This is a genomic window from Pseudomonas sp. LB3P14, from assembly GCF_054898045.1.
Map to the genome: position 1 here is coordinate 6,014,169 of NZ_CM142714.1, position 13,781 is coordinate 6,027,949.

The 13,781-nt window shown below is 58.8% G+C and carries 12 protein-coding genes; 3 read left to right on the forward strand and 9 right to left on the reverse strand.

Annotated features, from left to right (window positions below; genetic code table 11):
• Positions 1–108: 108 nt before the first annotated feature.
• From ACYZT5_RS27465 to ACYZT5_RS27500, 8 genes are all read right to left on the reverse strand, one after another.
• Positions 109–2,031 carry a PrkA family serine protein kinase gene (locus ACYZT5_RS27465; protein ID WP_462048225.1) on the reverse strand — a complete coding sequence of 641 codons (1,923 nt, stop codon included), beginning with the start codon at positions 2,029–2,031 and terminating at the stop codon, positions 109–111.
• 296 nt (positions 2,032–2,327) lie between these two features.
• Complete coding sequence (gene glpE / locus ACYZT5_RS27470; RefSeq protein WP_008027054.1) at positions 2,328–2,657, reverse strand: thiosulfate sulfurtransferase GlpE; 330 nt, start codon at positions 2,655–2,657, stop codon at positions 2,328–2,330.
• A 33-nt stretch (positions 2,658–2,690) separates the two neighbouring features.
• Positions 2,691–3,572, reverse strand: a complete 882-nt coding sequence (locus ACYZT5_RS27475) for a symmetrical bis(5'-nucleosyl)-tetraphosphatase (protein ID WP_462048226.1) — start codon at positions 3,570–3,572, stop codon at positions 2,691–2,693.
• Between the two features lies 1 nt (position 3,573).
• A complete protein-coding gene (apaG, locus tag ACYZT5_RS27480) occupies positions 3,574–3,954 on the reverse strand; it encodes a Co2+/Mg2+ efflux protein ApaG (protein WP_123368659.1) in 381 nt (126 codons plus the stop codon).
• Positions 3,955–4,077: 123 nt separating this feature from the next.
• Positions 4,078–4,896: a 16S rRNA (adenine(1518)-N(6)/adenine(1519)-N(6))-dimethyltransferase RsmA gene (gene rsmA / locus ACYZT5_RS27485; RefSeq protein WP_462048227.1), complete on the reverse strand. Its 819-nt coding sequence runs from the start codon at positions 4,894–4,896 to the stop codon at positions 4,078–4,080.
• On the reverse strand, positions 4,893–5,882 hold the full coding sequence (gene pdxA, locus ACYZT5_RS27490; protein ID WP_462048228.1) for a 4-hydroxythreonine-4-phosphate dehydrogenase PdxA: 990 nt from the start codon (positions 5,880–5,882) through the stop codon (positions 4,893–4,895). The genes rsmA and pdxA overlap by 4 nt, the downstream gene beginning before the upstream one ends.
• On the reverse strand, positions 5,879–7,195 hold the full coding sequence (gene surA / locus ACYZT5_RS27495) for a peptidylprolyl isomerase SurA (protein ID WP_462048229.1): 1,317 nt from the start codon (positions 7,193–7,195) through the stop codon (positions 5,879–5,881). Before surA ends, pdxA begins: the two co-directional genes overlap by 4 nt.
• Positions 7,176–9,977 (reverse strand): LPS-assembly protein LptD, encoded by a 2,802-nt coding sequence (locus ACYZT5_RS27500; protein WP_462048230.1) that lies wholly within the window; start codon positions 9,975–9,977, stop codon positions 7,176–7,178. The genes surA and ACYZT5_RS27500 overlap by 20 nt, the downstream gene beginning before the upstream one ends.
• A gap of 130 nt (positions 9,978–10,107) precedes the next feature.
• Here ACYZT5_RS27500 and ACYZT5_RS27505 point away from each other — a divergent pair, with 130 nt between their 5' ends.
• From ACYZT5_RS27505 to ACYZT5_RS27515, 3 genes are read left to right on the forward strand one after another with little or no spacing between them, the layout of a single operon-like run.
• Positions 10,108–11,127, forward strand: coding sequence for an aminoglycoside phosphotransferase family protein (locus ACYZT5_RS27505; protein ID WP_462048231.1), 1,020 nt, complete (start codon positions 10,108–10,110; stop codon positions 11,125–11,127).
• Positions 11,124–11,795, forward strand: a complete 672-nt coding sequence (gene murU, locus ACYZT5_RS27510; RefSeq protein WP_462048232.1) for an N-acetylmuramate alpha-1-phosphate uridylyltransferase MurU — start codon at positions 11,124–11,126, stop codon at positions 11,793–11,795. The genes ACYZT5_RS27505 and murU overlap by 4 nt, the downstream gene beginning before the upstream one ends.
• Position 11,796: 1 nt before the next feature.
• A complete protein-coding gene (locus ACYZT5_RS27515) occupies positions 11,797–12,564 on the forward strand; it encodes a TerB family tellurite resistance protein (protein ID WP_462048233.1) in 768 nt (255 codons plus the stop codon).
• Positions 12,565–12,719: 155 nt separating this feature from the next.
• On the opposite strand, the gene ACYZT5_RS27520 is transcribed toward ACYZT5_RS27515, so the two are convergent.
• Positions 12,720–13,712, reverse strand: a complete 993-nt coding sequence (locus ACYZT5_RS27520) for an alpha/beta hydrolase family protein (protein ID WP_462048234.1) — start codon at positions 13,710–13,712, stop codon at positions 12,720–12,722.
• Between the last annotated feature and the right edge of the window lie 69 nt (positions 13,713–13,781).

A 13,781-nucleotide genomic window follows, 5' to 3' on the forward strand; every position in this document is an offset into this window, starting at 1 on the left:
GCTGACTGAACCTCGCTACCGACTTTCGAACACCTTCCAGAGGTCTGTGTAACAGAAAATGCGCACACAGGCCTCTGGCTGACGACAACCGGTCTGACCGGCAACGGGTTATTGTGATTTTCTGACCCGCAGATACCACTCGGACAGCAGTCGTACCTGTTTGTCGGTGTAACCCCGCTCGACCATCCGTGTGACGAAGTCGTTGTGCTTCTGCTGGTCCTCTTTGCTGGCCTTGGCATTGAAGCTGATGACTGGCAGGAGGTCCTCGGTGTTGGAGAACATTTTCTTCTCGATGACCACCCGCAGTTTTTCGTAGCTGAGCCAGGTCGGGTTCTTGCCGTTGTTATTGGCCCGGGCGCGCAGTACGAAGTTGACGATTTCGTTGCGGAAATCCTTCGGATTGCTGATGCCGGCCGGTTTTTCGATTTTCTCCAGTTCTTCGTTCAGCGCTACGCGGTTGAGGATCTCGCCGGTTTCCGGGTCGCGGTATTCCTGGTCCTGGATCCAGAAGTCGGCGTACAGCACATAGCGATCGAAGATGTTCTGGCCATACTCGCTGTAAGACTCGAGATAGGCAGTCTGGATCTCCTTGCCGATGAATTCGATATAACGCGGTGCCAGGTACTCTTTGAGGAAGCGCAGATAGCGTTCGCGGGTTTCGGCCTGGAATTGTTCCTGCTCGATCTGTTGTTCCAGCACGTAGAGCAAATGCACCGGGTTGGCGGCGATTTCGTGCGGATCGAAGTTGAACACTTTCGACAGAATCTTGAACGCGAAACGGGTCGACAGGCCGTTCATGCCTTCGTCGACACCGGCGTTGTCGCGGTATTCCTGGATCGACTTGGCCTTCGGATCGGTGTCCTTGAGGTTTTCGCCGTCATACACACGCATCTTGGAGTAGATGTTGGAGTTTTCCGGCTCTTTGAGGCGCGAGAGTACGGTGAACTGGGCGAGCATTTTCAGGGTGTCAGGCGCGCAGTGAGCCTTGGCCAGGGAGCTGTTGAACAAGAGCTTGTCGTAGATCTTCACTTCGTCGCTGACCCGTAGGCAGTACGGCACTTTGACGATGTAGATCCGGTCGATGAAGGCTTCGTTGTTCTTGTTGTTGCGGAAGGTGTGCCATTCCGATTCGTTGGAGTGGGCCAGCAGGATCCCGGTAAACGGAATCGCCCCCAGACCTTCGGTACTGTTGTAGTTGCCTTCCTGGGTGGCGGTCAGCAGTGGGTGCAGCACCTTGATCGGTGCCTTGAACATTTCGACGAACTCCATCAGGCCCTGGTTGGCGCGGCACAGTGCGCCCGAGTAGCTGTAGGCGTCGGCGTCGTTCTGCGGGAATTCTTCGAGTTTGCGGATATCGACCTTGCCTACCAGTGCCGAGATATCCTGGTTGTTTTCGTCTCCAGGCTCGGTTTTGGCCACGGCGATCTGGTTGAGGATCGACGGATAGAGCTTCACCACGCGGAACTGGCTGATGTCGCCGCCGAATTCGGCCAGGCGCTTGGTAGCCCATGGCGACATGATGGTGTTGAGGTACCGCCGTGGAATGCCGAAGTCTTCCTCGAGGATCGCGCCATCTTCGGTGGCGTTGAACAGACCCAGGGGCGATTCGAATACCGGCGAGCCTTTGATCGCGTAGAAAGGCACCTTCTCGATAAGCTGTTTCAGCTTTTCGGCCAGGGACGATTTACCGCCACCCACAGGACCGAGCAAGTAGAGAATCTGTTTCTTCTCTTCCAGGCCCTGAGCGGCATGGCGGAAATACGACACGATCTGGTCAATGCATTCTTCCATCCCGTGGAAGTCTTCAAAGGCCGGATAGCGGCGGATGACCTTGTTGGAAAAGATTCGCGACAGTCTCGAGTTGGCCGAGGTGTCGAGAAGCTCCGGTTCACCGATGGCCAGCAACAGACGCTCGGCGGAGGAAGCGTAGGCGCTGCGGTCGCTTTTGCACAGTTCAAGATACTCTTGCAGCGAGAGTTCTTCCTGGCGTGTGGACTCGAAGCGTTGTTGGAAGTGGCTAAAGATACTCATGACGTCACCTCGCTCGATACGTGGAGCCGACGCCGGATCACTCAGTCGATGCTGGCAGCGACCGAATATGCAGTCGCTGTTTACCCCCCAGAACTCCTTCGGAGCTGACTACTCCGAAAGCTACTCCCGATGACCCGCGCGCCGGTGTACCGGCTCTCCCCTGTTTTGGATGGCCTGCGCTTAAGGATAGTTGGGAATTCGGCAGGTAAAGGCGAGATACGTAATTAGTTGTGGCAGACCGTTCGTCTGCCACCGCGCGAGCCCGCGGGGGCCGGGGCTTGCACGTTACAAAAAAATTATTCGGAAGTGCCTTGCGCCGTTTCCGAAGGATAAGTCGTACGCCACAACTCAAAACCGCCATCCATGCTGTAGACGTCGGAGAAGCCTTGGCTGATCAGGTACGCGGCGGCGCCCTGGCTGGAATTGCCGTGATAGCAGACGACCACGGTCGGCGCGTCGAGGTCGGCACCCTGGATGAAAGCGTGCAGCGAATGGTTGTCCAGATGCTTGGAGCCACTGATGTGCAGCGCAGCAAAGGTCGCAGGGTCGCGGACATCGACTACCACCGCGCCTTGTTCGCGCAGGGCTTGGGCCTGTTCCGGGGGGATACGTTTGAATTCGCTCATGGCGGGCTCCTATGGCTCGGCTGAAAGCGCAGTCTAGCGCGGGGCGCTGGCTGACGATGGTTCGGGACTAAGTGGGGTGACTGGCGGCAAGGCAAGGCCGTGCTCGTCGCATTTACAGGACAGGCGCTCACCGCTGTCGACATTCATCAGGGTCAGGGCGCCACCCCAGACACAGCCGGTATCGAGGGCCGAGATGCCCGGTTCGTTGCACCGGCCTTCCAGCGCGGCCCAATGGCCGAAGATGATCTTCAGGCCCTTGGTCTTGCGTTCCTTGTGCTGGAACCAGGGTTTGTAACCCGGTGGCGCATTGTCGAGACCTTCCTTGCTTTTGAGGTCTAGCTTGCCCTCGGCGGTACAAAACCGCATGCGGGTGAAATAGTTGGTGATCACCCGCAGGCGTGTCACGCCTTTGAGGTCGTTGTCCCATTTCGCCGGATCGTTGCCGTACATGCCATCGAGGTAGGCCGGGAGCAGGTTGTCGTCGCGCAGTGCAGTCTCGACTTCGGCGGCACATTTCAAGGCCTTGCGCAGCGACCACTGGGGCGGTATGCCGGCATGGACCAGAGCAACTTCGCGCTGTTCGTCGTAGTGCATGAGCTTTTGCTGACGCAGCCACTCCAGCAATTCCGCGCAATCGGGCGCTGCGAGAATCTCGAGCAGGGTGTCGGCCTTCTTCAGGCGCTCGATGTTTTGCCCGGCGGCCAGCAAGTGCAAGTCATGGTTGCCGAGCACGCACACCAGCGATTCGCGGATGCTATAGAGGAAACGCAAGGTTTCCAGGGACTGCGGGCCGCGGTTGACCAGGTCACCTACCAGCCACAGACGATCCCGTGTCGGGTCGAATGCGACTTGCTTGAGCAGGCATTGCAGTGCTTGAAGGCAGCCTTGCAGATCGCCGACAGCATACGTTGCCATATCAGTGCAGGGCTCCGGGCACCGCCAGACGGAATGGGGCAATGATGGCGTCGAAGTGTTTGCCGTCGTCGGCAACCATTTCATAAGTGCCCTGCATCGTGCCGACCTTGGAGGTCATGACGGTGCCGCTGCTGTAGGTGTGGCTTTCGCCCGCGTCGATCAACGGCTGCTGGCCAACAACGCCCGCACCGCGAACTTCTTCGACATGCCCGTCACCGTCGGTGATCACCCAGTGCCGCGACAGCAGTTTGGCCGGTAGCTCGCCATTGTTGTGCACGGTGATGGTGTAGGCGAAGGCAAAGCGGTTTTGCTCGGGTTGCGATTGTTCTGCCAGATAGCGGGTGACGACGCTGACGTCGACCTGATAACGAGGATCGGACATGCAAGAGGCCTTAAAATCGTAGCGGAACGCGGGGCGTAGCTGATGGAACTCAGTCTAGGCCAAGTATCGGGTAGTAAACCAGACATGGGGGCTGGTGTCCTACCCGATAACGCTTCTGGCCTGTCAGATGTCTGCAGGTTTTTGTAGGACTTGCTCGCTGAGCTTGTCGGCCAGGCGCACGAAGGCGGCCAGATCAAGTTGCTCGGGGCGCAGACTGCCATCGACGCCGGCGGCTTCGATTTCAGCGTTGCTCAGCAGCAGTTTGAGGGTATTGCGCAGGGTCTTGCGGCGCTGGTTAAAGGCTTCGCGCACGACGCGTTCGAGCAGCTTGTGATCCTTGGCCGGGTGCGGCAATACTGCGTGGGGCACCAGGCGCACGATGGCCGAATCGACTTTCGGCGGCGGATTGAACGCGCCCGGGCCAACGTTGAACAAATGTTCAACCCGGCAGTGATACTGAACCATGATCGACAGGCGACCCCAGTCACCACCACCAGGACCTGCTGCCAGGCGCTCGACCACTTCTTTTTGCAGCATGAAGTGCATGTCGCGGATCAGGCTGGCGTTATGCAGCAGGTGAAAAATCAGCGGCGTAGAGATGTTGTACGGCAGGTTGCCGACCACCCGCAGGCTGTTCGGCGCAGCGTTCAGGCTGTTGAAGTCAAACTTCAGTGCATCGCCCTGATGCAGGTTGAAATTGCTCTTGCCAGCAAATTGCTGATTGAGGATCGGGATCAGATCCTTGTCCAGTTCCACTACGTCCAGCTGGGCACCGCTGTTTAGCAGGCCTTGGGTCAGCGCACCCTGGCCAGGGCCGATTTCCAGCAGACGGTCTTCGGGCTTGGCGTGGATGGCGCGCAGGATGCGGTCGATAACGCCGGCATCGTGCAGGAAGTTCTGGCCGAAGCGCTTGCGCGCCCGGTGTTGGTAGTGCTCGGTCATAAACGGGTCTCGGCCATCTGGTAGGCGGTTTCCAGGGCGACTTGCAGGCTGCCGGTATCGATTTTGCCGCTACCGGCCAGGTCCAGGGCGGTGCCGTGGTCGACCGATGTGCGGATGATCGGCAAACCGAGGGTCACGTTGACTGCCGCGCCGAAGCCTTTGTACTTCAGCACCGGCAGGCCCTGGTCGTGGTACATCGCCAGCACCGCATCGCAGTGCTCCAGATATTTGGGGGTAAACAGAGTGTCGGCGGGCAGGGGGCCACGAAGGTCCATTCCTTCGCCGCGCAGGCGCTCTAATGTAGGTTCGATAATGTCAATTTCTTCATGGCCCAGGTGTCCGCCTTCGCCGGCATGTGGGTTAAGCCCACACACGAGGATGCGTGGCCGGGCGATGCCGAATTTTTCTTGTAGATCGGCGTGCAGAATTCGCGTGACCCGTTCCAGTCGCTCCGGTGTGATCGCATCGGCAATCTCGCGAAGAGGCAGGTGAGTGGTGACCAGCGCCACGCGCAATCCGCGAGTGGCGAGCATCATCACAACTTGTGCGGTATGGGTCAGGTCGGCGAGAAATTCTGTGTGCCCGGAAAAGGCGATCCCGGATTCATTGATCACGCCCTTGTGCACAGGGGCCGTGATCATGCCGGCAAAATGCCCGTCCAGGCAGCCTTGGCCAGCTCGGGTCAGGGTTTCCAGGACAAAAGCCGCGTTGGCCTTGTCCAGTTGCCCTGCGGTGACCTTGGCGTTGAGCGGTGTATCCCAGACATACAGGCTGTTGGCTGGCGCGGGTACATCCGGCCAGCTGTCCGGGGTTACCGGCAGCAAATCGACAACCACGCCCAGCTGCGCGGCCCGCTCAAGGAGCAGGTCGCGGCTGGTAATGGCAATCAGGGGGTGTGGCTGGGCTTGCGAGGCGAGCAGCAGGCACAGGTCAGGACCTATGCCGGCCGGTTCGCCGGGTGTCAGCGCGAAACGCTTGGGTTTCACTGCGCTGCCTGGTCTGCACCAGGTAGTTTGATCTCTACGTACGCTTCGTCACGGATCTGACGCAGCCAGGTTTGCAGCTCTTCGTCGTATTTGCGGTTACGCAGTACGGTCATCGCTTGCTGCTCACGGGCCTGGGTGGTGCTGTCAGTGGCGCGACGGCCAAGGACTTCCAGAACGTGCCAGCCATATTGAGTCTGGAACGGCTTGGACAGCTGACCTTGCGGGGTCTTGGCCATCACTTCGCGGAATTCAGGCACCAATGCATTCGGGTCGATCCAGTTCAGGTCGCCACCGTTGAGGGCGGAACCCGGATCTTCCGAGAAGCTTTTCGCCAGCTCGCCGAAATCTTCGCCCGCTTCGATACGGGTATAGAGTGACTCAACCAAAGCCTTGGTTTTAGCCTCGTCGCGGATCGGGCTCGGTTTGACCAGGATGTGACGCACGTGCACTTCGTCACGCGTCTGGGTCTCACCGCCACGCTTGTCGAGGATCTTCAGGATGATGAAGCCGCCCGGCGTGCGCATTGGCTGGGTAATGTCGCCGACAGCCATGGTGCTCAGCATGCGATCGAACGGAGGTGGCAGCTGACCGGCTTTACGCCAGCCCATGTCGCCACCTTCCAGTGCGGTTTCGCTGGCGGATTTGGCGATTGCCAACTGACCGAAGTCAGCGCCTTGCTTGAGCTGCTGGTAAACCGCGTCGGCTTGTTTGGCGGCATTCTGAATGGCGTCGGAGTTGGCGCTTTCCGGCGTAGGAATCAGGATGTTGGCCAGGCGGAACTCTTCGGACAACTGCATTTTGCCAAGGTCGGAAGCCAGGAAGTTCTTCACTTCCTGTTCGGAAACCTGGATACGCTCGGCCACACGACGCTGACGCACACGGCTGATGACCATTTCGCGGCGAATCTGGTCGCGGGCGTCTTCATAAGACAGACCATCGCGAGTCAGGGCGGCGCGGAATTGATCCACGGACATGTTGTTGCGCTGGGCAATGGTGCCGACAGCCTGGTTCAGCTCTTCATCGGTAATGCGGATACCGGAACGTTCGCCGATCTGCAGTTGCAGGTTTTCGACGATCAGACGTTCAAGTACCTGCTGATCCAGCACGTTGGCCGGTGGTACGGCAGCACCGCGCTTGGCGATGGTTTGCTGAACTTCATGAACGCGTTGGTCCAGTTGGCTCTGCATGACCACGTCGTTGTCGACAATGGCCACCACTTTATCGATGGACTGCACCGCGGCGTTCGCCGCGGTACCCAGGAACAGCGCGCCCAGCATCAGCGGGCGCAGACAATCAGAAAGCTTGGTCTTCACGTTCACGATAACCTTGGATGCCTTTGTCGAGGAAGCTCTCTACTTTGGCGCCGGTGAGGCCGCCGAGTCCCTTCAGAACAATTTGTAGGAAGATGCCGTGGTCGCCTTTTTCGTTTTGCGGGGCTTCCTGACTGAATTCGTCATAAGAAACCCAGTAACGGTTGATCAGGCGCAGTTTCCAGCAGCAGTTGTCGTACTCGAAACCACCGAAGGCTTCCAGGGTACGGTTGCGGTTGTAGTCATACTGCCAGCGGCTGATGGCGTTCCATTGCGGCACGATCGGCCAGATCACCGAGAAGTCGTGCTGTTTGATTTTGTAGTAGTCCTTCACGAAGCCAGGCTGGCCAGGGGTGCCGTAGTCACCGCCGCCCACCGTCCATTGACCGGTGTTCTGGTCGTAACGGACCTGGTCATTACGATAGCGATAGCCGGCGTTGATGACCTTGTTCGGGTTGTCTTCAGGCTGGTAGTGGAACATCGCGCTGCCCGAGCGAGGGCTGCGGCTGTCCGGGTCCCAGTTGTAATCGGCCGTGGTGCGCCAATCGCGGTTCCAGCGGTATTCGTATTCCAGCGCATAGGGCGAGACATTAGCCTGCGCGTCCTGGCGGGTTTTTGCATCAATACCCGGCAACTGAACTTCACGATCCTTGAAGTACATGGCTTGGCCGACGCTGATGCGTTGACGTTCGAAGCCATTGTCTTCGATCCAGCGGTTGGTGATGCCCAGAGACAGTTTGTTCTCGTCGCCGACGCGGTCGGAGCCGGAGAAGCGGTTGTCACGGAACAGCGACGCGTAGTTGAAGGTGTATTCGCTGGTGTCGAATACCGGAATGTCTTCCTGATCCGTTTCAGGCACGTACAGGTAGAACAGGCGCGGTTCGAGGGTCTGGCGATAATTCTTGCCGAACCATTGGGTGTTGCGATCGAAATACAGGCCGCTGTCGATACTGGCGATTGGAACGCCACGGCTCTGATTGGTGCCGAAAGTACCGCTGAGTTTGTCCTGCTCCGCGCTCTGCGCTGCAATCTGGCTTTTACCGATACTGTCCAGGTCCAGTTGGTACTGCGTGTACTGGTATTTGAGCGATGGCTTCAGGAAACCATAAGTCCAGTCCAACGGCAGGCTGACACCTGGCTTGAGGTTCATACGGTCGCCGTTGGCCCGAGCAAGGCCGGTCACGTTGGTGTCCAGGCGAGGCGACAGGTTGCCGTCTTCATCGGAGAACTGACCATTTTCCAGGTCACGATCAAAGCGCACGAGTTCTGTTTCGTAATCGAAATTCAGACCGCCCGGGTGCGTAGGCAGCTGACCGTTGAAAGTGATCTGCGGCAAGCGGTCGTACGGTGTGATGTTCGATACGGTCGCCAGCTGATAGGCCTGGGCGTTGAGGCGAGCGGTGTAGCTGTCGCCGCGATAGCTCACAGAGCCCTGCTGGTTCACGTAATCGGAACTTTTCACACCGATCTGATCAGTTTGCAGATCCTGGAAGTAGTAAGGATCGCTGATCTTGGTGTAGTCGACTTGCGTGAAGACGCGCGAGTCGAGACCACCCTTGTGCTGCCAGTTGTACATGTACCGGTTTTTTTCGTAGTCGGTCTGCAGCTTGCGATCGGTGTCTTCGTCGTTGAGGTACGCGGCGCCGAACTGACCTTCGCTGGACGGGGTCAGGTAACGGAACTCGCCTTCCATCAACAGCCCGTGCTTGGCCATGTAGCGCGGGTACAACGTGGCATCGTAGTTCGGTGCCAGGTTGAAGTAATACGGTGTGACCAGCAAGAAGCCGGTATCGCTGCCGGTGCCGATGGTCGGCGGCAGGAAGCCGGACTGGCGACGGTCATCGATCGGGAAATAGATGTACGGCGTGTACAGAACCGGAATGTCCTTGACCCGCAGTGTCACGTTGGTCGCGGTACCGAAGCCGGTGGCCGGGTTCAAGGTGATGTTGTTGCCCTTGAGCTGCCAGGCGTTGCTGTTCGGTTCGCACGTGGTGTACGTACCATCCTTGAGGCGGATGATCGCGTTCTCGGCACGCTTGGCGTACAGCGCGTTGCCGCGGATACGGGATTTGTGCATGACGTATTCGGCGTTGTCGACCTTGGCTTCACCGGTGTCGAGCTGCACGTCGGCGTGGTCGCCCACGATCAGTGCGCCGTTGTCGCGAACACGGACGTTGCCGCTCAGTTCACCACGGCTCTCGGCCTGGTAGAGGTTCGCTTCGTCGGCTTCGACCTGCATGCTGCCCTGACGCATGACCACGTCACCGGCCAGGGTCGCGATCTGCTCATCCTGCTTATAGCGAGAGGCTTTGGCGCCGAGAAAGGTCGGAGCGTCACTTTTATTCGTCTTGTCATTCATGCCAGGACGAATCGGTTCGATATAGGAACCAGAGCAGTAAGGACCGGTTTCGGCCAATTGCGCTGCAGTGAGCTTCTCGCGCGGAACCCAGTCGAGGTGGCTGTAGTCTTCGCTACGCGACTTCAGGCCGCGGCCCTTGGATTCGGTCACCAGCACAGGCTTGGCGCCGGTGTCTTGACTGTAACCGCTGTCAGCCGGAGTCTCGCCGCTCGTGCTTACCGCCGCACTGCCGTCATGGACGGGACGCGGTGGCAGCGCAGCTGCTGGAGATTTTGGCGCACAGTTCCAGGCACCCGAAGCAGAGACTGAGCAGTCATACTGTTCCGCGGCGACCACGAACGAAGTGGCTAGAGGTTGCAGGGCCAGCAGACTGCCGGTCACCAACAACGGAAATTTTTTACGAAACGCGGGGGATTTCAATGCCATCTTATTAGTCCGGGCTTCCTGCGTGCCATCTGCCCGCGGTGTGGGCCGCACGCCTCTCGATGGTCTGAAAAAGATGCTGGATAATAAAGCATGACCCGCTTGACGGCTAGCGCCGTCGGAGACCCTTGCAATGCCTGACCAAGATGTACGTTTGCAACACCTGAAAGTTTGGCTCGATGAACAATTGGCTGTCCTCTTTGCAGAGCAGGGTTGGGGCTCCGTACCCCCGGCCACGTTGACCGCGGCCAGTAGCGATGCGAGTTTTCGACGTTATTTCCGCTGGGAAGGCGAGGGCAGAAGCTTCGTCGTGATGGACGCGCCACCCCCCCAGGAAAACTGCAAACCCTTCGTGGATATCGCTTTTTTGCTGGCGAAATCCGGAATAAATGTTCCGAAAATTTATGCCGAAGACCTCGAACGTGGTTTTCTTTTGCTCAATGACCTGGGCAACAAGACTTACCTGGACGTGATCGACAGCGAAAATGCCGACGATTTGTTCAAGGATGCCCTGCAAGCACTGCTGGCTTTTCAGCAGTTGCCGATGGTTGCACCGCTGCCAAGTTATGACGTGGCATTGCTGCGTCGCGAGCTGGAATTGTTCCCGGAGTGGTACGTAAAGCGCGAGTTGGGTATCGAATTCGACTCGGCTCAGCAAATGCTCTGGCAGAACGTGACTGATCTGTTGATCGACAGCGCCCTGGCGCAGCCAAAGGTGCTGGTGCACCGCGACTACATGCCGCGCAACCTGATGCTCAGCGAGCCGAATCCCGGTGTGCTGGATTTCCAGGACGCGGTCTATGGCCCGGTGACCTACGACGTGACCTGTCTGTTCAAGGATGCGTTCCTCAGCTGGCCTGAAGAGCGCGTGTACGGCTGGCTGGAAGCTTACTGGCAGCAAGCGGGTGCGCTTGGCATTCCGGTTCAGCCTGACTTCGAAGATTTCCTGCGTGCCAGCGACCTGATGGGCGTGCAGCGTCACCTGAAAGTGATCGGCATCTTCGCCCGCATCTGCCACCGTGACGGCAAGCCGCGTTACTTGGGCGATGTGCCGCGCTTTTTTGCTTATATAGACGCAGTGATCGCCCGTCGTCCTGAGTTGGTTGAACTGGATGTATTGTTGGCCAGTTTGCGCGCTGGAGCGAATGCATGAAGGCGATGATTCTGGCTGCAGGCAAGGGCGAGCGTATGCGCCCGCTGACCCTGACCACGCCGAAACCGCTGGTTCGCGCTGGCGGTATACCGTTGATCGAGTATCACTTGAAGGCCTTAGCGGTGGCGGGGTTTACCGAGGTGGTGATCAACCACGCCTGGCTCGGCCAGCAGATCGAAAACTACCTCGGTGATGGCTCTCAATACGGCGTACGTATTCAATATTCGCCGGAAGGTGAGCCACTGGAAACCGGAGGCGGGATTTTCCGCGCGTTGCCGTTGTTGGGAGACAAGGCCTTTGTGGTGGTCAACGGTGACATCTGGACCGACTACGACTTCAGCGTATTGCACCAACCCATCACCGGGCTGGCGCATTTGGTGCTGGCGGACAACCCAGCCCATCACCCGGCCGGGGATTTCAGTCTGATCGACGGGCAAGTACACGACGGTCAGCCGGACATCGCAACCCTGACCTACAGCGGCATCGCGGTGCTGCACCCGCAGCTCTTCGAAGGTTGTACCGCCGGGGCGTTCAAGCTTGCACCGCTGCTGCGCAAGGCCATGGCCGATGGACAAGTCACCGGCGAGCACTTGAATGGACATTGGGTGGATGTCGGCACTCACGAGCGTCTGGCTGAAGTCGAAACTCTGTTAGAAGCGAGACGCTGACATGCTGTGGCCAGGGACTCTGATTGGAGCCGGAGCAGGCTTTGTCATAGCCAGCATTCCGGGGGCCATGCTGGGCGCCTTGTTGGGGCAGGTACTGGACCGGCACTTGCACTTACAGAGCTGGGCGCATTTGCGAGAAAAGCTCGGTGGCCGCTCGGTGCTGCGCAATGATGAACTGCTGTTTGTGTTGTTGGGACGACTGGCCAAGAGCGATGGACGGGTGGTGGAGGGCCACATCCAGCAGGCCCGTAAGGAAATGCGTTCGCTGGAAATGAACGAGTCGGCCCAGCGCCGGGCAATTGCCGCGTTCAATCGCGGCAAGTCGGGAGATGATCGGTTGCGCGGTTATCTGCGCCGCTTGAGTGCTCAACCCTATGCGGCCGAGGGCGTCTTGCGCGCCTGTTGGCGGATGATCTGGGCTGATGGCCGCGCCGGTAGCGCTGAACGAGCGCTGATTACGCAGTGGGGCAAATGGCTGGGCTGGACACGGCAACAAGTGCAGGCGCTGGCGGCCGATTATGAACAGCACAAGCATCCGCAGGTCAGCAGCGCTATCACCTACCAAGATGCGTTGTGTCTTTTGGGCGTGTCGGCGACCAGCGAGCCGGCGCAGATCAAGCGCGCTTATCGACGCCTGCTGAGTCGCCATCACCCAGACAAGATTGCCGGCAGCGGTGCGACGGCGTTGCAGGTTCGCGAAGCCACTGACAAGACTCGCGAACTGCATAGCGCCTACACACTGATTCGTGAGCGGCGGGATTTTCGCTAGCAAGAAAGATTAGTGTTGCCTTTGAGTCCGCCTTCGCGGGCAAGTCGGATCGCCGCACCGCTCGCTCCCACAGGTTTTATGTCGCTAGCAAAAATTGCGTACGACTCAAATTCTGTGGGAGCGAGGCTTGCCCGCGAAGGGGGCGACTCGGTTGATCAGTCTGTCGCTGACTGCGGATTCAACCAGCCGCGCACCCGGCGCACCAGTTGCTCTTGCTCTGCCTTCGTGTTTCCAGGTAAAGCCTTGAGCGAGACCTGACTGAACCCCGAAGTTTTCACCCGTTTGCTGGCCTGCAAGCGTTCCAGCGCCAGGTTGCGATCCAGCGGCTTATCCATATAGAAGATGTCTGCGGTGGGCAGCTTCAGGGTCGGTGTCAGTTCGGCCAGCTCTGGTTTGGCTTTCACCGGCATCTGAGCGGCAACCATCACAAACTTCTCCACTTGTGGGGGCTGCTTCTCGCTCAGATAACGCGCCGCCCAGTAAGCGCCGGTGCCATGGCCCAATACGACAATGCGGCGAGCGCTTTGCTGTTCGGCGTAGGCAATGGCGGCGTCGATGCGAGAGAAAATTCGTTCGGCGTCGACTTTGGCCTGTTCCTCAGTGGTTTCGGCGATCGCCTTGTCCGCTACCTCCGCTTCACCGCCCGCGGCTTGTTCGACGGGCGCTGCGGTGGTCGAGTCTTTGCTGCCGGTGTCAGGGGCTTTTGGCGTGGGCGCCACTTCTACGATACGTGGCGCAATGGCATCGCTTTGCACGTCCGGCAAGGTGATACTCAGGCTGCTCCACTCGGCGTCCGGCAATTTACGTCGCAATGGACCTATTGCTTGCGGCCAGTCAACGCTTTCGCCAGCGCCAGGGATGATAATCACCGCGCCTTTGGGCTCGGCGGTATTGGCCGGTTTCCACAAGGCCAGAAACGTATCGCTACCCGCTTGCAGTTGCTGCTGTTCCTGAGCAGGGATCTGGCGCTCAAGTGCAGTCGCATCTTCCTGACTACGCTCAAGCAGCGGCTGGCGCTCGACCGGTTTTGCTTCGGCGGGTATTTGCGTCGCGGCAGGTGCCGGGTCGGCGGCCTCGACGGAAAAGGCGCAAGGCAGGATCAGCGACAGGCACAATGCTGGCAGTGCCAGGCGGTAAACAGGGGGCATCGGATATTCCAGGCCAGAAGTTATTCCGGCAGCCTAATGGGTTGGTCAGTATTTGTCAGTGTGTGAGAT